Source organism: Mesorhizobium sp. M0514 (genome assembly GCF_040321145.1).
In the GTDB taxonomy this organism is placed as follows: Bacteria; Pseudomonadota; Alphaproteobacteria; order Rhizobiales; family Rhizobiaceae; genus Mesorhizobium.
This window is the reverse complement of record NZ_JAMYQZ010000074.1, coordinates 1-16,485: the sequence shown is the minus strand read 5'-3', so window position 1 is coordinate 16,485 and position 16,485 is coordinate 1. Positions and strand designations below refer to the sequence as shown.

Sequence of the window (16,485 nt, the reverse complement as noted above, 5' to 3'; positions counted from 1 at the left end):
TTATTTTCTAGTGACACGTTTTGCTGCCCGCAATTCGGGTGCGGGCATGGAATCCTTCCAGAGCCAGTAGCGGACCTCGCCCTCGCATCTGAAATTCACCACCTCGTGGTTCTGCTCGGCGTCGACGGCGTGGATGACCACTCCGGCCAGGAAGCCGGTGTCGAGTTCAGCCAGTTCCTCGACCGCCAGCGCGACCGCATCCGACAGGGATCGGCCAAGCTTCATGGCCAGCACGACGGTCCGTGCGGTGGCGCAGCGCATCGTCATCTCGCCGGTATGGGTGCACGCCGCCGCACCATAGCGGCTGTCGGCGTAAAAGCCTGCGCCGGGAATGGGAGAATCGCCGAGCCGGCCCGGATATTTCCAGGCCCAGCCCGAGGTCGAAGTCGCGGCATGGATGCCGCGCCGCGCATCCGCCGACAGGAAGACGGTGGTGTCGCGGACCCGCTCGGGATCGGTGATAGTACGGCTGAGCGGCGCCAGATCGATATCGGGGAATTTCGCCAGCTGTTGCGGTGTGAGTTCCTGTTGCAGCCGCTCCCACCAGACGCGCTTGCTGTCCTCGAACAAGACTTCGTCTTCGGCAAAACCGATTTCGCTGGCAAGGCGCCGCGCCCCTTCGCCGGTCAGCATCACATGCGGCAGGCGCTTCATTACCTGCTGCGCCAGGGCAGCGACCGCCAAGGTCCTTGGCACGGCGCCGACTGAACCGACCTCTCTTGTATTGCCGTCCATGACCCCGGCGTCGAACTCCATCTCGCCCAGCATGTTCGGCCAGCCGCCATAACCGACGCTGCGAACCTTGACCTCTTTCTCCACCATGCCGATGCCGGCAACCATCGCGTCCAGGCTGACGGCGCCATCGCGCAGCATTTGCACCGAGGTTTCGAATCCCGGCCATGCTTCGTTGTTGGCTAACAGCAGCATTCCTAGTCCTTGCGCATCTTGGAGAGAAACTGCGCAACCCGCGGCTGCGCCCGGCCGCCGTCCGCGGCGAAGAAACGATCCGTTGGCAGATCGACCACCAGCCTGCCCTTGTCGAGGAAGACGATGCGGTTGGAAATCTCGCGCGCGAATTCGATCTCGTGGGTGACGAACAGCATCGTCGTGCCTTGCGCGGCGAGCTTTGCCAGGATGGCCAGCACCTCGGAAGTCATTTCCGGGTCGAGCGCGCTGGTCACTTCATCGAGCAGCAGATAGCGCGGCTGCATGGCGAGCGCCCGGCAGATGCCGACACGCTGGCGCTGCCCGCCCGACAACTGCGCCGGGTAGGCGTTGGCCCGATCGGCGAGGCCGACGGACTCGAGCAGCTTGCGCGCCAGCGCCTCGGCCTCAGGGCGCGCCATCTTCAGCACCTCGACCGGGGCGAGCGTTATGTTCTGAAGCGCGCTCATATGAGGATAGAGGTTGAACAGCTGGAAGACGGTGCCTGAGCGCTTGCGCGCCTCGGCCAGCTCCTTCGGATTGCTGACATCGAAATCGTCGACCGTGATGCGGCCCGACTTCAGCTTTTCGAGGCCGTTGATGCAACGGATCAGTGTCGACTTGCCGGACCCCGACGACCCGAGGATCGAGACCACTTCGCCGGGCGCGATCGTCAGGTCGACGCCGTCCAGCACAGTGACCTCGCCGAACGCTTTGTGCACGTTTTCGATCTTGAGCATGTTAAAGCCCCCGCCAGGCGCTGCGCGCCCGCAGGCGGTTTTCAAGACGCTCGCCAAGCAGGGCGACCAGCTTTGCCGCGCCATAGTAGAGCAGCCCGACGACGGTCCAGACCACGAACGGCTTCAAGGTTCGCATGTTGAGGATGTGGCCAATCTTGGTCAGGTCGACGACGCCGATGACAGAAATCAGCGACGTCACCTGAAGCTGGTTGACCAGCAGCGCGACGAGCGGGCCGACCGCGAAGGCGGCAGCCTGGGGCGAAACGATATGGCGCAGGACCTGCCACCGAGTCAGGCCGAAGACACGCGCGGCCTCGACCTGTTCGCGTTCGATCGACTCGATCGCCGAGACCGCGATGACATAGACGAATGCCGCGGTGTTCGCCGACAGAGTGATGGTCGCTGCGGTGACCGGCGTCACCCTTATATGCAACAGCGCCGGCAGGCCGAAGAACACCAGGAACAGCTGCACCAACACCGGCGAGTTCTTCAACAGCTCCGACAGGAAGGTGACGACCTGGGCCAGAACCGGCACACGGTAGAACCGCACCAACGCCCAGCTCAGGCCAATCAGCAGTCCGATCAGAGAGGTGACGAGAAACAGCGCGATGTTGGTGCCGAGACCTTGCGCCAGCAGGATCAGGTCGTAGGAGGTGAAGTCGCTGAACCGCATCAGTCGACCGCCTCCATCATGTCCCGATTGAGATTGCGGTGGAGCAGGGTGACGCCCAGCGAGACCAGATAGGTCAGGGCCGCGTAGGCGCAAAGCAGCACCACATAGACCTCGAAGGGCCGATAGGTCTGCGAGACGACGATCTGGGCTGAGCCGGTGAGCTCGTTGAGCGTGATGGTCGAAAGGATCGAGGATGTCAGGATCATGTTGATGAGCACGGATCCGAGCGGTCGCACGGAGGTGCGCAGCGCAATCGGCAGCACGATGCGGGTGAAGATCTTGCGCCTGGACAGGCCGCTCACTTCAGCGGCGTCGATGATGCCTTGGTCTATGGCGAGGATGCCGGCGCGAATGATGTCGGAGGCATAGGCGCCGCCGGCAATGGAAAGCGCCACGACGCCGGTGGTGAAGGCATCGATGTAAATGCCGAGCTCGGGCAGGCCGTAATAGAAGAAGAACAGCTGGACGATGAACGGCACATTGCGGAAGAGATCGACATAGACGAAGGCGATCCGTCGAAGCAGTGCCGAGGCGGAGGTGCGTGCGATCGCCACCAACGCGCCCATGACGACGCTTCCCACCAGCGACAGCGCGCAAGCCGCCGCCGTAAGTTCGGCGCCGCGCGCCAGAAAACCCAGATGCGGGAGCAGAGTGGACAGATCGAAATGCACCGGCGGTCCCCAGTGAAACCGGTTTCACTCTTTTGGCTTTCGCCTCGTCTGTCAAGATGCAGGGTCTGGTTGCCGGCCTGTGGATTGCATTCGTTGCGATGATTCCGGTTCGCCTCATGCGCGCTATGTCTCAAGTGCCGACAATTCGCCGCCGGCTTTCAACTCGACGACGCCGCCTATGCCAGCCGCGCGTCGCTGCGATGGCGGCTGGGGCGGCGCCCTCGGTTTTGCCGATCCCGGCGCCGGTGTCGGATTCGGCTACGTCACCAACCGCATGCTGGGTTTCGACGCGTCGATCCACGCCGCAAGGTGTTGATTGATGCCGTTTACGACGCGCTCTGACGTTGGGAGCCGTTATGCGCGGATGTTCCACATGGCGTCCGGCACAACCACCAGCTTGCCGACGAAATCCTTGGAGATGAAGTCGGCCTGCGCCTTGTGGAAATCGGACAGTTTGTAGACACCGCCTACCAGCGGCCGGATTTTCTTCGCTTCGATGTATCCAATGATGCGGCGGAAGTCGGCGCGCGTGCCCTGGCTTGAGCCATGCAGTTGCAGCTGCTTGAGATACATGGTCCGGAGATCGAGCTGCACGACCGGGCCGGCGATGGCGCCTGCCGTGGTGTAACGGCCTTCAGGTCGCAGGATGCGCAGCAGGTCGTTGAAGATCGCGCCGCCGACGAGATCGGCGACCACATCGATCGGCTGGCCGCCAGTGGCTTCATTCACGGCGGCGGGAAGATCGGCAACCCCACGGGTAATAACCGCTTCGGCGCCGATGTCGCGCACCGCCTGCTCCTTGCCCTTGCCGACGACGGCGTAGGGAATGGCGCCGCGCGCCCGCGCCAGCTGCACGATGCCGGAACCGACGCCGCCCGAGGCGCCGGTGACCAGCACGCGTTCGCCGGTTTTCAGCCCGGCGCGCTCCAGCATCTGCTCGCCCGTGAGGTAGGCGCAGCAGAAGGTGGCGAGTTCGACGTCGCTCATGTCAGTATCGACGACATGCGCATTCTCGCCCGGCACCGTCTGGTACTCGGCGTACCCGCCGTCGCGACCGTGGCCCATATAGTCGATGTCGGCGAGGGAATCGTCGTCGCGGTTGTAGATCGAAAAATCGACCATTACCCGTTCGCCGATACGGCCCGGGGAAACGCCTTCGCCGACGGCAGCGATGGTGCCGACCGTGTCGGTGCCCTGGATGCGCGGGAAGGTAAGCGTGTTGCCTTGCCGCCGCCACGTCGACACGGCGGCAGCGTCCTCCTCCGTGCCATAGGCGCCCTGGCGTACCCAGACATCGGTGTTGTTCATACCGCAAGCGCTGACCCTGACCAGCACCTCGCCGGCGGCAGGCACAGGCACTTTCACATCGGTGCGATAGACGAGCTTTTCCGGTCCGCCATGCCCGGTGAGCAGCACGGCGGCCATGGTGGCGGGGAGGGTCTTGGTCATGGCATTCATCGTCGATCTCAGAGGTTGGCAAACACGCTGTTGACGGCATCGGCAGTTTTCGAAACGACGATGTCGGCTTCCTCACGCGTCAGGCAGAGCGGCGGCGCGAAGCCAAGGATGTCGCCCTGCGGCATGGCGCGGCCGATGACACCGCTGGCGGCAAGTGCTGTCGCCACTTGCGGCCCGATCTTGAGCGAAGCATCGAAGAACACACGGTCGTCCTTGTCGGCGACGAACTCGACCGCCGCCAGCATGCCGTCGCCGCGCACGTCGCCGACGTGTCTGTGGCCGCCGACAGCCTTGGCGAGTTCGGCGCGGAAATAGGCGCCGGTCTCACCGGCGTTCGTTACCAGGTCCAGTTCGTCGATCAGTTCGAGATTGGCGACACCTGCGGCGACGCAGATCGGATGCGCGGCATAGGTCCAGCCATGGCCGAGCGAACCGAGCTTGTCGGAGCCCTGCACCAGCACCTGCCACATCTTGTCGGCAACGATGACACCCGACAGCGGCGCATAGGCCGAGGTCAGCCCCTTTGCGATGGTGATGAGGTCCGGCTTGATGCCGTAATGGTCGGAGCCGAACATGGTGCCCAGACGGCCGAAGCCCGTCACCACCTCGTCGGCGACCAGCAGCACGTCATACTTCTTCAGCACCGCCTGGATCTTCTCCCAGTAGCCGGCCGGCGGCGGCACGATGCCGCCAGTACCGAGGATCGGCTCGCCGATGAAGGCGGCGACGGTTTCGGGACCTTCGGCCAGGATCATCTCTTCAAGCTTGTCGGCGCAATGCTGCGAGAACTGCTCCTCGCTCATCGAGCGGTCGGCGCGGCGGAAATAATAGGGCGCCTCCGTGTGCAGGACCGGCGCGCGCGGCAGGTCGAAAGCGTTGTGGAACAGGTCGAGCCCGGTCAGTGATCCCGTCATCACGCCCGAGCCGTGATAGCCGCGCCAGCGCGAGATGATCTTCTTCTTCTCCGGCCGCCCAAGCACGTTGTTGTAGTACCAGATCAGCTTGATGTTGGTCTCGTTGGCATCCGAACCCGAGAGGCCGAAATAGACCCTCGACATGCCCTTCGGCGCGCGGTCGATGATCATCTTGGCCAGTGTGATCGAAGCCTCGGTGCCGTGGCCGACATAGGCGTGGTAATAGGCGAGGTTCTTCGCCTGGGTGGCGATGGCATCCGCGATCTTTTGGCGGCCATAGCCGACATTGACGCAATAGAGACCGGCAAAGGCATCGATGCTCTTCTTGCCATTGTTGTCCCAGACGGTGACGCCTTCACCGCCGGCCATGATGCGGGTCGGGCTCTCGCCCCGCGCATGCGTGCCCATATGGGTCGAAGGATGGAAGAAATGGTCGCGATCCCAGGCGTTGAGTTCGTTGGACTGGTCGAGCATTTTTTGACTCCTTGAGAGATGGCCGGACGGACTATGTGACGTCCAGACAGAGGTACTTCAGATCGGTGAAAGCTTCGAGCCCGTGGCGCGAGCCTTCGCGGCCGATGCCGGATTGCTTGACGCCGCCGAAGGGGATCGGCGCTCCGGTGATCTTGACGCGGTTGATGGCGACCATGCCGTAGTCGATCGCGCGGCCCATACGTTGCTGGCGGGCGCCATTCTCGGTAACGACATAGGCGACGAGGCCATATTCTGTGGCGTTGGCACGGGCGATCACCTCGTCCTCACTGTCGAACGGCGTGACGGCGGCGACCGGCCCAAAGGTCTCCTCGCGCATGATCAGCGCTTCGTCGCTGACATCGGCCAGCAACGTCGGCTGGTAGAACAGCGGCCCGGCCTGATGCCGCTTGCCGCCGGTGAGGCAGCGCGCGCCATGGGCGACGGCATCGGCGACCTGTTCCTCGACCTTGGTCACGGCGCGCTCATGCATCAGCGGTCCGATATCGATCTTTTCGACAAGCCCATTGCCGGTCCGCAGCGCCTCGATGCGCTCGGCAAAGGCGGCGCAGAAGCGATCGTAGATCGGGCGCTGGACATAGATGCGGTTGGCGGCAAGGCAGTCCTGGCCTGACGTTGCAAACTTGGCATCGATGGCAATGCTCACTGCGTTGTCGACATCGGCGTCGGCAAAGACGATCAGCGGCGCATGGCCGCCAAGCTCCATCACCAGCCGCTTCATCGTCGGAGCACACTGTGCGGCGATCAACCGGCCGATCTCCGTCGAGCCGGTAAAACTCATGGCGCGGACGCGCGGGTCTTCGCACATGCGCCCGACGATCGTCGCTGCCTTGCCGGTGATGACGTTGAAGACACCGGCGGGCAGGCCGGCGCGCTCGCCGAGTTCAGCCAGCGCCAGCGCCGACAGCGGCGTCTCGGATGAAGGATGCGCGACGATGGTGCAGCCGGCGGCGAGTGCGGCGGCCGCCTTGCGGGTCAGCATCGCCGCCGGAAAATTCCAGGGCGTGACGACGCCGACAACGCCGAGCGGCTCGCGCCTCACCATCATCTCGGCATTCGGCAGATGGCTGGTGACGCTCTCGGCGTTGAGGCGCTTTGCCTCTTCGGCATACCATTCGACGAAGGAGGCGGCATAGTCGATTTCGCCGAGCGATTCCTGCAGCGGCTTGCCTTGTTCCAAAGTCATCAGCAGGGCAAGGTCGTCTTTCGCCGCGATGATCAGCTCGAACCATTTTCGCAGAATTCTCGACCGCTCCTGCGGCAGCAACGAACGCCAAGCCGGAAAGGCACGTGCGGCGGCGTCGATTGCTTTGGTCGTCTGCCCGGCATCGAGCGCCGCGACAAATGCGACAGTGGTGCCGGTCGCCGGATCGGTAACCTCGAAACTCTTCGCCGCTCCGCTTGCCGTCCAGTGACCGTCGACATAGGCGAGCTCGCGCAGCAGCCGGCGGTCGGCGAGGAGATCAAGCGCTTCGTGGCGATGCGAGCGGGCGAAATGCGCGGACATGGTCGAGGCCTCCCGGTTCGGACTGATGCGGGAAGACTATCGGCCAGAAGCAGACAGAGAGGCTGTTTGCATGGCTTGAAGGAGAGAGAGTCTCTCTATTGTGTCGTTCCGGCAGATATTCTCTCCGGCTTCACGACGATGCGGGCAGCAGGTCGGCGATGGGGAGAACGATCTCTTCCTTCACCGTCTTGGTGACGATGTAGGTGAAGTAGCGGTCGATGCCGATCTCGCGCTCCAGCAAGCCGTCGACCAGCCGCTGATAGGCGTCGATGTCGCGCGCCATCACCTTCACCACATAGTCGACGCCGCCGCCAACCGACCAGCAGGCGACGATCTCGGGGATGTCGCGGATGACGCGTTCGAAGCGGTCGAAATCGGCCTGGCGATGGCTGGCCAGCGTCACCTCCATCAGCACCGTTGCGACCGGCGCCACGACGCGCATGGCGATCCTTGCGTGATAGCCCGAGACGATGCCGGCCTTCTCCAGCTTGCGCAACCGCATCCAGCACGGCGTCGGCGACAGCCCGACCTGTTCGGCCAGCGCCAGCTTGGTGATGCGCCCGTCGCGCTGGATGACGTCGAGTATCCTGAGGTCGATCTCGTCGAGTTTCGCTGATGTCATTGGCGTCCGCTTTTTTGTCGGCATCACCATGACGGCGCATTATTTCGATTGTCAATTGCACTGATTTCGATCTCTAATAAGTCATGACATTATGGCAACCCGACCCCGCGCTCCTCCGCCGGCCAGCCTATCAATCGCTGGCCGACCAGTTCGCGCGCGCCATTCATGACGGGCGGCTGGCCAATGGCGCGCGGCTGCCGACGCATCGCCGGCTGGCCGACGATCTGAAACTGTCGGTGCAGACCGTCAGCCGCGCCTATGAGGAACTGATCCGGCGCGGCCTCATCTCGGGCGAGATCGGCCGCGGCAGCTTTGTCCAGACGCAGCGCCGTGAGCCGGAGCCGCCCTATCTGCCGGAGCGCCTCGGCGAGGTCATCGACCTATCGATCCTGAAGCCGGTCTGCGAGCCGATGCATCTGGAGCGGCTGAAGCAGGCGCTGGGCTGGCTGGCCGAAAACCTGCCATCGAGTTCGGCGCTGTCGTTTCGGCCCAACATGGTGTTTCCGCGCCACCGCGCGGTGGCGGTCGAATGGCTGAAACTGTGCGGGCTTGACGTCTCCGCGCAGAACATCAGCCTGACCAACGGCGCCACTGCTGGGATGACCGTAGCGCTGATGAGCGTGGCGCCGCCGGGCTCGACCGTCGCCACTGAGGCCATCGGCCACCACACGCTTGTGCCGCTGGCGCGCTATCTCGGCTTCAACCTGGAAGGCCTGCCGATCGACGGCAATGGCCTGATCCCGGAGGCGTTGGACGAGGTCTGCCGGCTCACCGACATTCGCGCGGTATTCGTGCAACCGTCGGTGATCAACCCGACGGCGACGCTGATGGACGCTCGGCGGCGCGAAGAGATCGCCGCGGTCGCGCGCAAGCACGACATCGCCATCATCGAGAACGATGTGCTGGGTCCGCTCGTCGAGGACCGGCCGCCGCCGGTCGCGGCTTTCGCACCGGAGCGCACGCTCTACGTCACTTCCTTCACCAAGATCACCGTACCTGGCCTGCGCATCGGCTATCTCGCGGCGCCCGACCGCTATGTCGCGGCGGTGGCCAACCGGCATCTGGTGTCGAACTGGATGGCGACGCCGCTGGTGGCCGAGATCGCCACCAAATGGGTGACCGACGGCACGGCGATGGAACTCGTTCGCTGGCAGCGCGCGGCATTGCGCCGCCGCCAGGACATCGCAGCCGAGGTGCTGGGCGGGGTTGGTTATCGCGCCAGGCGCGACGGGCTGCATGTCTGGTTGCAACTGCCCGCGGACCGTGCCGAGGAAAGCTTCGTCGCCCAGGCCCGCCTGCAAGGCGTGGCGATCGCGCCCGGCACCTCCTTCCGCATCTCGGATGCGCCCTGGCATCCGGCGGTGCGCATCTCGCTCGGCTCGACCACCGAGGGGGAACTGCGCGCCGGCCTCGGCGTTGTCACCAAGTTGCTGCTTGGCGATCCGGAGCATCTGCTGCTCGCAATCTAAGCGGGAATTGCTCTGGAATCATGCAGCGCCGGAAATATTGTCATGATTTTATTTTCCCAATTGACATGATTTGGCGCGTTCCGCATCGTTAAGGGCACAGGCTTCTCCAGCAGGGGAAATTCATTTGTCCTCACCCATCATCAAGGTCGACGCCATTTCGAAGAGCTTCGGCTCGTTCAAGGTACTGGACGGCCTGTCGATGCAGGTCATGCCCGGCGAGAAGCTGGCGCTGATCGGCCCGTCCGGCTCGGGCAAGACGACGATCCTGCGCATCCTGATGACGCTGGAGAAGATCGACGGCGGCCATATCCAGATCGATGGCGAGCAGCTCTACCACATGGAGCGCAACGGCCAGCTGCTGCCCGCCGACGAGCGGCACCTGACCAAGATGCGGCAGAAGATCGGCATGGTCTTCCAGCTGTTCAATCTGTTTCCGCACAAATGCGTCATGGATAACGTCACGCTGGCGCCGATGCTGACCAAGGGCACGCCTCGCGCCGCCGCTGAAAAGCGGTCCATGGAACTGCTCGACATGGTCGGCATGGCTGACAAGGCGAAGTCGATGCCGGCGCAGCTGTCCGGCGGCCAGAAGCAGCGCGTGGCGATTGCCCGTGCGCTGGCATTGTCGCCGAAGATCATGCTGTTCGACGAGGTGACGTCGGCCCTCGATCCGGAGCTGGTCGAGGAGGTGATGAATGTCATGCGCAAGCTCGCCGCAGAGACCGACATGACCATGCTGCTGGTCACCCACGAGATGGGCTTTGCCCACGACTTCGCCGACCGCGTGCTGTTCTTCGACCGCGGCAAGATCGTCGAAGAGGGCAAACCAGACGAGATTTTCCGCCATCCAAAGCAGGAGCGCACGCAAGGCTTCCTGAAGAAGATCATCGCGGCCGGACATCGTGTCTGACCGCTTTGCGGGGCGGAAGACCGCCCCAGACAAAACCAAGAAGACAACAAGGAGTTGGGAACAATGAAGAAACTTGGCATTCTGGCCGGCGTCGCCGGTCTCGCACTGACGGCGGTGCTCGCCGCGTCGAGCACCGGTTCGGCCGATGACAGCAAGCTCGAGCAATTGAAGGCGCAGGGCTTTGCCCGCGTCGCGATCGCCAACGAGCCGCCCTATACGGCGGTCGCCGCCGACGGCAAAGTTTCGGGTGCGGCGCCCGACGTGGCGCGCGAGGTCTTCAAGCGTCTCGGTGTTGCCGACATCGTCGCTTCGATCTCCGAATATGGCGCGATGATCCCCGGCCTGCAGGCCGGCCGCTTCGACGTCGTCACCGCCGGCCTGTTCATGAAGCCGGAGCGTTGCGCGGCGGTCGTCTATTCCGAGCCGGTGCTGTGCGACGCCGAGGCGATGCTGGTGAAGAAGGGCAATCCGAAGGGCTTCAAGAGCTACGAGGACGTCGCCAAGGACACGTCAGCCACCATTGGCGCGCCCGGTGGCGGCACGGAGGAGAAGCTGGCGCTCAACGCCGGCGTGCCGCGCGAGCGCGTCATCGTCGTGCCGGACGGCCAGAGCGGCCTGAAGATGCTGCAGGACGGTCGCATCGATGCCTATTCGCTTCCCGTCCTGTCGATCAACGACCTCGTCAAGAAAGCCAACGATCCGAACCTCGAAGTCATCGCCCCGGTGGTCGGCGCGCCGGTCTATTGCGACGGCGCCGCCTTCAAGAAAGGCGATGAGGCCCTGCGCGACGCCTTCGATGTCGAGCTCGCCAAGCTGAAGAAATCCGGCGAGTTCGCCAAGATCGTCGAGCCCTACGGCTTCTCGGCCGCAGCCGCGATGTCGACCACGCGGGACAAGCTCTGCGCGGCGAAGTGATTTTTCCTTCTCCCCGTTCAACGGGGAGAAGGTGGCCCGAAGGGCCGGATGAGGGGCGGCGCCAAGTTCTGTTATGCTAGCGCTGCCCCTCATCTGCCTGCCCGTCCTCCGCAGCAGCTGCGCTGCAGCTTCGGAGGGTGGACTGGCATCTTCTCTCCGTGAACGGGGAGAAGGAAGCTAACCGCCAACGTTGGAACCCGAATGACCCAGTGGTCCGGCTACCTCGGCCTGATATTGCAGGGAGCGCTTGTCACCATCGAGCTGACGCTGATGGGGTCGGTGCTCGCCCTGATCATGGCCTTCCTCGCCGGCATGGGCCGCGTGTCGCGCTTCTTTGCGCTGCGCTGGCTGGCCACCGCCTATATAGAATTCTTCCGCGGCACCTCGATCTTCGTGCAGCTGTTCTTTGCCTATTTCGTGTTGCCGTTGATCGGCCTCGAACTGACCCCCCTGCAGGCGGGTGTGCTGGCGCTGGGCCTCAATGTCGGCGCCTATGCGGCCGAGGTGGTACGCGGCGCCATCCAGTCGGTCGGCCGCGAACAATATGAGGCCTGCATCGCGCTCAACCTCGGCCGCTGGCAAGGCATGCGCCATGTCATCCTGCCGCAGGCGCTGCTGGTCATGCTGCCGACCTTCGGCAACAATGCCATCGAACTGCTCAAGGCGACCTCCGTGGTGTCGCTGATCTCGCTCGCCGATCTCACCTTTCAGGCGCAGGTCGTGCGCTCGCAGACCGGTAACACGCTGGCGCCGTTCACCACCATCCTGATCATCTATTTCGCCCTGGCGCTGATCATCTCCTGGGGCGTGCGTTCATTGGAACGCCGCATGGCGCGCGGCCTCGACGGGGTGCGCGTCTGATGGATTGGGACTGGAACTTCGTCTGGGAGATCCTGCCGACGCTGATCCAGGGCGTGAAGATCACCATCCTGGCAACGCTGCTCGGCTCCGTGCTGGCCGCTGTCGTGGGTCTGGGCATCGCGCTAGCACGACGCTCGCCCAACAAGGCGCTGTCGCGCACCGTTGGTTGGGCGGCCGAATTCATCCGCGGCACGCCGCTTCTGGTGCAGCTCTATTTCATCTTCTACGTGCTGCCGGATTTCGGCATCCTGTTGCCGCCGCTGGTCGCCGGCGTCATCGGGCTCGGCCTGCACTACGGCACCTACACGGCGGAAGTCTATCGCGCCGGCATCGACAACGTGCCGCGCGGCCAGTGGGAGGCGGCCAAGGCCTGCAATCTGAGCGCCACGCAGACCTGGACCAACATCATCATTCCGCAAGCGATCCCACCGATGATCCCGGCGCTGGCCAATTATTTCATCGCGATGTTCAAGGAGACACCGCTGCTATCGGCAATCACCGTGCTGGAGCTGATGAACCAGGCAAAGAGCGTCGCCAACACCTACTATCGCTACATTGAGCCGATCACGCTGGTCGGCGCTTTCTTCCTCGTCATCAGCCTCTTCTCGGTCGTGCTGCTGCGCTGGCTGGAACATCGCTACGGCAAGATCGAAAGGTAATTCTCAAGATGAAACCGCTGCCCGAAATCAGGCTGATGCCGACAAGGCCGGCGCTCGATGCGCGCCCGCTGGAAAAGCGCGTCGGCCTGATCATCCTTGCCACCGACCACACCAGCGAACCGGATTTCCGCCGCATGGTGGCGAGCGAGCGCATCGGCGTCTATGTCGCGCGCATTCCCTACAAGAATCCGACGACGCCGGAAAACCTTCGCAAGATGCAGCCGGAGCTGGCGGCGGGCGCCGCGCTGATCCTGCCAGACGAGCCGCTCGACGCGATCTGCTACTCCTGCACCTCGGCCTCGGTGGTGATTGGCGACGCCGAGATCGAGGCGGCGATCCAGTCTGCCAAGCCGGGTGTTCCTGTGGTCACGCCGCCCATGGCAGGCGTGCGCGGGCTGAAGGCGCTGGGTGCCAAGAAGATCAGCATCCTCACCCCTTACACCGTAGAAACCTCCAGACCGATGGCGACGTATTTCGCCGAGCGCGGCTTTGAGATCGTCAGCTTCACCTGCCTCGGCTTCGAGGACGATCGCGAGATGGCGCGCATTGCGCCGGCAGCGATCGCCGACCTGGCTCGTGAGGCGACGAATGCGCAGGCCGATGCACTGTTCGTGTCCTGCACCGCATTGCGCGGAGCGCTCGCGGTTCCCGGGATGGAACAGGCGATCGACCGCCCGGTCGTCACCAGCAATCAGGCCAGCGCCTGGAATTGTTTGCGGTTGTGTGGCGACGGGACGTCGCATCCCGAATTTGGCCGTCTGATGACGCTGCCTTTGCCGCGCGATTGACGATCATGACGACAGTCACCCTTAACGATATTCGTGCCGCCCGGGAGCGAATTGCCGGCAAAATCGAACGCACGCCGACAGGGTTATCTCACAGCCTTTCCGAACGACTGGGCATCCCCGTCCACCTCAAGCTTGAACACCGCCAGACCACCGGCAGCTTCAAGCTGCGCGGCGCCTCGAATGCCATTGCTTCGCTGAGCGCCGAGGAGAAGGCGCGCGGCGTGGTCGCGGCGTCGACCGGCAATCATGGCCGTGCGCTGGCCCATGCCGCGAAGCTCGAAGGCATGCGTGCGGTGATCTGCATGTCGCGACTGGTGCCGGGCAACAAGCTCGACGAAATCCGTCGGCTTGGCGCGGATGTCCGCATCATCGGCAACAGTCAGGACGAGGCGCAGCAGGAGGTCGAACGGCTGGTGGCGCAGGAGGGACTGGTGATGCTGCCGCCCTTCGACCACCCGGCCATCATCGCAGGGCAAGGCACGCTCGGACTGGAGATGATCGAGCAGGTCCCGGATGCCGCTCTCGTCCTGGTGCAACTCTCCGGTGGTGGACTCGCCTCGGGCATCGCCGCCGCCGTCAAGGGCGTCAGCCCCGGGACAAAAATCATCGGCGTTTCGATGGCGCGTGGTGCTGCGATGAAGGCGAGCCTGGATGCCGGTCGCCCGGTCGAGGTGGAAGAACTGCCGACGCTGGCGGATTCGCTCGGCGGCGGCATCGGTCTCGGCAACCGGCTGACCTTCGCCATGTGCCGCGATCTGCTCGACGACGTCATCCTGCTCAGCGAGGACGAGATCGCCGCCGGCATCCGCCATGCCTATGAACAGGAGCGCGAGATCGTCGAAGGCGCCGGCGCGGTCGGCATCGCCGCGCTGCTTGCCGGGAAGGTCAAGGCGACCGGGCCGGTGGTCGTTCTTCTCTCGGGCCGCAATATCGACATGAACACGCATCGCAAGATCGTCTGGGGTGACGCAATCGCGGAGCGCGCGGCATGAAAACTCTCCCACGCCGAATTCCCGCCCACCCCCCTCTGTCCTGCCGGACATCTCCCCCGCAAGGGGGGAGATCGGCAGCTTCGATGCGGTCGCTGTTCTTGCTGCGCTGGAGATTGGCGAAGGCAGGAGTGCAGTCCAATCTCCCCCCTTGCGGGGGAGATGGCCGGCAGGCCAGAGGGGGGGGTGACGGAACACTATCCTTCGCAGTGCGCGCCTTCGCGGAGCGCGTCGCATGAGCCGGATGACGATCCTCACCGAGAAGGAACTGCGCACAATCGTGACGCTCGATCTCGACGCGGTCGCCTGCGTCGAAAACGCTTTCCGCGCGCTCGCCACATTGCCGCTGGCGATGCCGCCGATTCTGCGGTTGGACATTCACGAGCAGCGCGGCGAGGTGGATGTGAAGTCCGCCTATGTGCCTGGAATAGACGGTTTCGCCGTCAAGATAAGCTCCGGCTTCTTCGATAATCCGAAGCTCGGTCTGCCCAGCGGGGGCGGCATGATGGTGTTGCTCTCGGCAAGAACCGGTGTGGTCGAGGCGCTGCTGCTGGACAATGGCTATCTCACAGATGTCCGCACCGCTGCTGCCGGCGCCGTCGCGGCGAAGCATCTGTCGCGGCCGGATTCGTCCGTCGCCGCAATCTTCGGCGCCGGCGTGCAAGCCGGGCTGCAACTCGAAGCACTCATGTTGGTGCGGCCGATCGCCGAGGCACGTATCTGGGCGCGCGATGCGGTCAAGGCGCAGACGGCCGCAGGCGCGCTGCGCGAAAAGCTCGGCATTCTCGTGCGCGCCGAGCCGGATGCAGCCAAAGCAACCATCGGCGCCGACATCATCGTCACCACCACGCCGTCGACCGAGCCGCTGATCAAGGCCGGCTTTGTCGTTGCCGGGCAGCACATCACCGCCATGGGCTCGGATGCCGAACACAAGAACGAGATCGCGCCGGCGATCCTGCGCATGGCCGATCTCTATGTCGCCGACAGCGCCAAGCAGACACGGCGTCTGGGAGAACTGCATCACGCCATCGCATCGGGCGTGATGGGAGCCGATGCCGCGGTCACCGAACTCGGCCAGATCATCGCCGGCGAACGGCACGGAAGGCGCTCACCCAGCGATATCACCATTGCCGACCTCACCGGCACCGGCGTGCAGGATACGGCGATCGCCACGCTCGCTCGCGACCGGGCGCGGGCGGCCAATGCCGGAACCATTTTTGAAAGCTGATGCTGGCCGCAAGGCCCAACAAACGAGGACCAAGAACAATGCAACCGAACCTGAAATTCTCGCGCGCCGAATTTGCGGATCGCCTCGCCAAGACGCGGAAAGCCATGGAGGTGAAGGGCGTCGATCTCCTGGTTGTCAGCGACCCCTCCAACATGGCCTGGCTGACCGGCTACGATGGCTGGTCGTTCTATGTGCACCAAGCAGTGATTGTGCCCCCATCGGGCGAGCCGGTCTGGTACGGCCGCGGCCAGGATGCCAATGGCGCCAAGCGCACCGCCTATCTCGCGCATGACAACATCGTCGGCTATGCCGACCACTACGTGCAGTCGACCGAGCGCCACCCGATGGATTTTTTGGCCAGCGTGCTTAGTGATCGCGGCTGGGGCAAGCTGACCATCGGCGTCGAGATGGACAATTACTGGTTCTCGGCTGCCGCCTTCGCCGCGTTGCAGAAGCACCTGCCCAACGCCCGCTTCGTCGACGCGACAGCGCTGGTCAACTGGCAGCGCGCGGTGAAGAGCCCGACTGAAATCGACTATATGCGCAAGGCGGCCCGCATCGTCGAAGCCATGCACCAGCGCATCGTCGACAAGATCCAGGTCGGCATGCGCAAATGCGATCTGGTCGCCGAGATCTACGATGCCGGCACGCGCGGCGTCGACGGC

18 protein-coding genes are annotated in these 16,485 nt (G+C 64.0%); 10 read left to right on the top strand and 8 right to left on the bottom strand.

What is annotated here, in order from left to right:
- From NKI61_RS24795 to NKI61_RS24780, 4 genes are read right to left on the bottom strand one after another with little or no spacing between them, the layout of a single operon-like run.
- The gene (locus tag NKI61_RS24795) at positions 1–927 is read right to left on the bottom strand and encodes an isoaspartyl peptidase/L-asparaginase (RefSeq protein WP_352841361.1); all 927 of its coding nucleotides are present in this window, start codon (positions 925–927) and stop codon (positions 1–3) included.
- Positions 928–929: 2 nt separating this feature from the next.
- A complete protein-coding gene (locus NKI61_RS24790; RefSeq protein WP_352841360.1) occupies positions 930–1,664 on the bottom strand; it encodes an amino acid ABC transporter ATP-binding protein in 735 nt (244 codons plus the stop codon).
- Between the two features lies 1 nt (position 1,665).
- A complete protein-coding gene (locus tag NKI61_RS24785; RefSeq protein WP_352625494.1) occupies positions 1,666–2,337 on the bottom strand; it encodes an amino acid ABC transporter permease in 672 nt (223 codons plus the stop codon).
- Complete coding sequence (locus NKI61_RS24780) at positions 2,337–3,008, bottom strand: amino acid ABC transporter permease (protein WP_352841358.1); 672 nt, start codon at positions 3,006–3,008, stop codon at positions 2,337–2,339. The genes NKI61_RS24785 and NKI61_RS24780 overlap by 1 nt, the downstream gene beginning before the upstream one ends.
- Before the next feature lie 178 nt (positions 3,009–3,186).
- Here NKI61_RS24780 and NKI61_RS24775 point away from each other — a divergent pair, with 178 nt between their 5' ends.
- A complete protein-coding gene (locus tag NKI61_RS24775; protein WP_352841356.1) occupies positions 3,187–3,324 on the top strand; it encodes a hypothetical protein in 138 nt (45 codons plus the stop codon).
- Between the two features lie 38 nt (positions 3,325–3,362).
- Here the strand turns inward: NKI61_RS24775 and NKI61_RS24770 are convergent, their stop codons facing one another.
- From NKI61_RS24770 to NKI61_RS24755, 4 genes are all read right to left on the bottom strand, one after another.
- Complete coding sequence (locus NKI61_RS24770; RefSeq protein WP_352841353.1) at positions 3,363–4,466, bottom strand: alcohol dehydrogenase family protein; 1,104 nt, start codon at positions 4,464–4,466, stop codon at positions 3,363–3,365.
- An 8-nt stretch (positions 4,467–4,474) separates the two neighbouring features.
- Positions 4,475–5,854 carry an aspartate aminotransferase family protein gene (locus tag NKI61_RS24765; protein WP_352841351.1) on the bottom strand — a complete coding sequence of 460 codons (1,380 nt, stop codon included), beginning with the start codon at positions 5,852–5,854 and terminating at the stop codon, positions 4,475–4,477.
- Positions 5,855–5,885: 31 nt separating this feature from the next.
- Complete coding sequence (locus NKI61_RS24760; RefSeq protein ID WP_352841349.1) at positions 5,886–7,379, bottom strand: NAD-dependent succinate-semialdehyde dehydrogenase; 1,494 nt, start codon at positions 7,377–7,379, stop codon at positions 5,886–5,888.
- A 130-nt stretch (positions 7,380–7,509) separates the two neighbouring features.
- Positions 7,510–8,001 carry an Lrp/AsnC family transcriptional regulator gene (locus NKI61_RS24755; protein ID WP_352841347.1) on the bottom strand — a complete coding sequence of 164 codons (492 nt, stop codon included), beginning with the start codon at positions 7,999–8,001 and terminating at the stop codon, positions 7,510–7,512.
- 83 nt (positions 8,002–8,084) lie between these two features.
- On the opposite strand from NKI61_RS24755, the gene ehuR reads away from it, so the two are divergent.
- The 9 genes from ehuR to NKI61_RS24710 form a co-directional block, all read left to right on the top strand.
- On the top strand, positions 8,085–9,470 hold the full coding sequence (gene ehuR, locus NKI61_RS24750; RefSeq protein WP_023732236.1) for a MocR-like ectoine utilization transcription factor EhuR: 1,386 nt from the start codon (positions 8,085–8,087) through the stop codon (positions 9,468–9,470).
- Positions 9,471–9,594: 124 nt separating this feature from the next.
- A complete protein-coding gene (gene ehuA / locus NKI61_RS24745; protein ID WP_352841345.1) occupies positions 9,595–10,380 on the top strand; it encodes an ectoine/hydroxyectoine ABC transporter ATP-binding protein EhuA in 786 nt (261 codons plus the stop codon).
- Between the two features lie 63 nt (positions 10,381–10,443).
- Complete coding sequence (gene ehuB / locus NKI61_RS24740; RefSeq protein ID WP_023704762.1) at positions 10,444–11,295, top strand: ectoine/hydroxyectoine ABC transporter substrate-binding protein EhuB; 852 nt, start codon at positions 10,444–10,446, stop codon at positions 11,293–11,295.
- Positions 11,296–11,496: 201 nt separating this feature from the next.
- The gene (gene ehuC, locus NKI61_RS24735; RefSeq protein ID WP_023667875.1) at positions 11,497–12,156 is read left to right on the top strand and encodes an ectoine/hydroxyectoine ABC transporter permease subunit EhuC; all 660 of its coding nucleotides are present in this window, start codon (positions 11,497–11,499) and stop codon (positions 12,154–12,156) included.
- Complete coding sequence (gene ehuD / locus NKI61_RS24730) at positions 12,156–12,815, top strand: ectoine/hydroxyectoine ABC transporter permease subunit EhuD (RefSeq protein ID WP_023709687.1); 660 nt, start codon at positions 12,156–12,158, stop codon at positions 12,813–12,815. Before ehuC ends, ehuD begins: the two co-directional genes overlap by 1 nt.
- A gap of 8 nt (positions 12,816–12,823) precedes the next feature.
- Entirely contained in the window at positions 12,824–13,603 is a 780-nt protein-coding gene (gene eutA, locus NKI61_RS24725; RefSeq protein ID WP_023682672.1) for an ectoine utilization protein EutA, read from the top strand.
- Positions 13,604–13,608: 5 nt separating this feature from the next.
- Positions 13,609–14,595, top strand: coding sequence for a hydroxyectoine utilization dehydratase EutB (eutB, locus tag NKI61_RS24720; RefSeq protein ID WP_023749754.1), 987 nt, complete (start codon positions 13,609–13,611; stop codon positions 14,593–14,595).
- A 232-nt stretch (positions 14,596–14,827) separates the two neighbouring features.
- Positions 14,828–15,820 carry a cyclodeaminase gene (locus NKI61_RS24715; RefSeq protein WP_352841342.1) on the top strand — a complete coding sequence of 331 codons (993 nt, stop codon included), beginning with the start codon at positions 14,828–14,830 and terminating at the stop codon, positions 15,818–15,820.
- A gap of 38 nt (positions 15,821–15,858) precedes the next feature.
- On the top strand, positions 15,859–16,485 hold a 627-nt coding region (locus NKI61_RS24710; protein WP_352841340.1), incomplete at its 3' end, for an aminopeptidase P family N-terminal domain-containing protein.

Coding starts and splice junctions, on each gene's coding strand:
- NKI61_RS24795 (WP_352841361.1), bottom strand. CDS start 927: ATGCTGCTGTTAGCCAACAACGAAGCATGGCCGGGATTCGAAACCTCG.
- NKI61_RS24790 (WP_352841360.1), bottom strand. CDS start 1,664: ATGCTCAAGATCGAAAACGTGCACAAAGCGTTCGGCGAGGTCACTGTG.
- NKI61_RS24785 (WP_352625494.1), bottom strand. CDS start 2,337: ATGCGGTTCAGCGACTTCACCTCCTACGACCTGATCCTGCTGGCGCAA.
- NKI61_RS24775 (WP_352841356.1), top strand. CDS start 3,187: ATGCCAGCCGCGCGTCGCTGCGATGGCGGCTGGGGCGGCGCCCTCGGT.
- NKI61_RS24770 (WP_352841353.1), bottom strand. CDS start 4,466: ATGAATGCCATGACCAAGACCCTCCCCGCCACCATGGCCGCCGTGCTG.
- NKI61_RS24765 (WP_352841351.1), bottom strand. CDS start 5,854: ATGCTCGACCAGTCCAACGAACTCAACGCCTGGGATCGCGACCATTTC.
- NKI61_RS24760 (WP_352841349.1), bottom strand. CDS start 7,379: ATGTCCGCGCATTTCGCCCGCTCGCATCGCCACGAAGCGCTTGATCTC.
- NKI61_RS24755 (WP_352841347.1), bottom strand. CDS start 8,001: ATGACATCAGCGAAACTCGACGAGATCGACCTCAGGATACTCGACGTC.
- ehuR (WP_023732236.1), top strand. CDS start 8,085: ATGACATTATGGCAACCCGACCCCGCGCTCCTCCGCCGGCCAGCCTAT.
- ehuB (WP_023704762.1), top strand. CDS start 10,444: ATGAAGAAACTTGGCATTCTGGCCGGCGTCGCCGGTCTCGCACTGACG.
- ehuC (WP_023667875.1), top strand. CDS start 11,497: ATGACCCAGTGGTCCGGCTACCTCGGCCTGATATTGCAGGGAGCGCTT.
- ehuD (WP_023709687.1), top strand. CDS start 12,156: ATGGATTGGGACTGGAACTTCGTCTGGGAGATCCTGCCGACGCTGATC.
- eutA (WP_023682672.1), top strand. CDS start 12,824: ATGAAACCGCTGCCCGAAATCAGGCTGATGCCGACAAGGCCGGCGCTC.
- eutB (WP_023749754.1), top strand. CDS start 13,609: ATGACGACAGTCACCCTTAACGATATTCGTGCCGCCCGGGAGCGAATT.
- NKI61_RS24715 (WP_352841342.1), top strand. CDS start 14,828: ATGAGCCGGATGACGATCCTCACCGAGAAGGAACTGCGCACAATCGTG.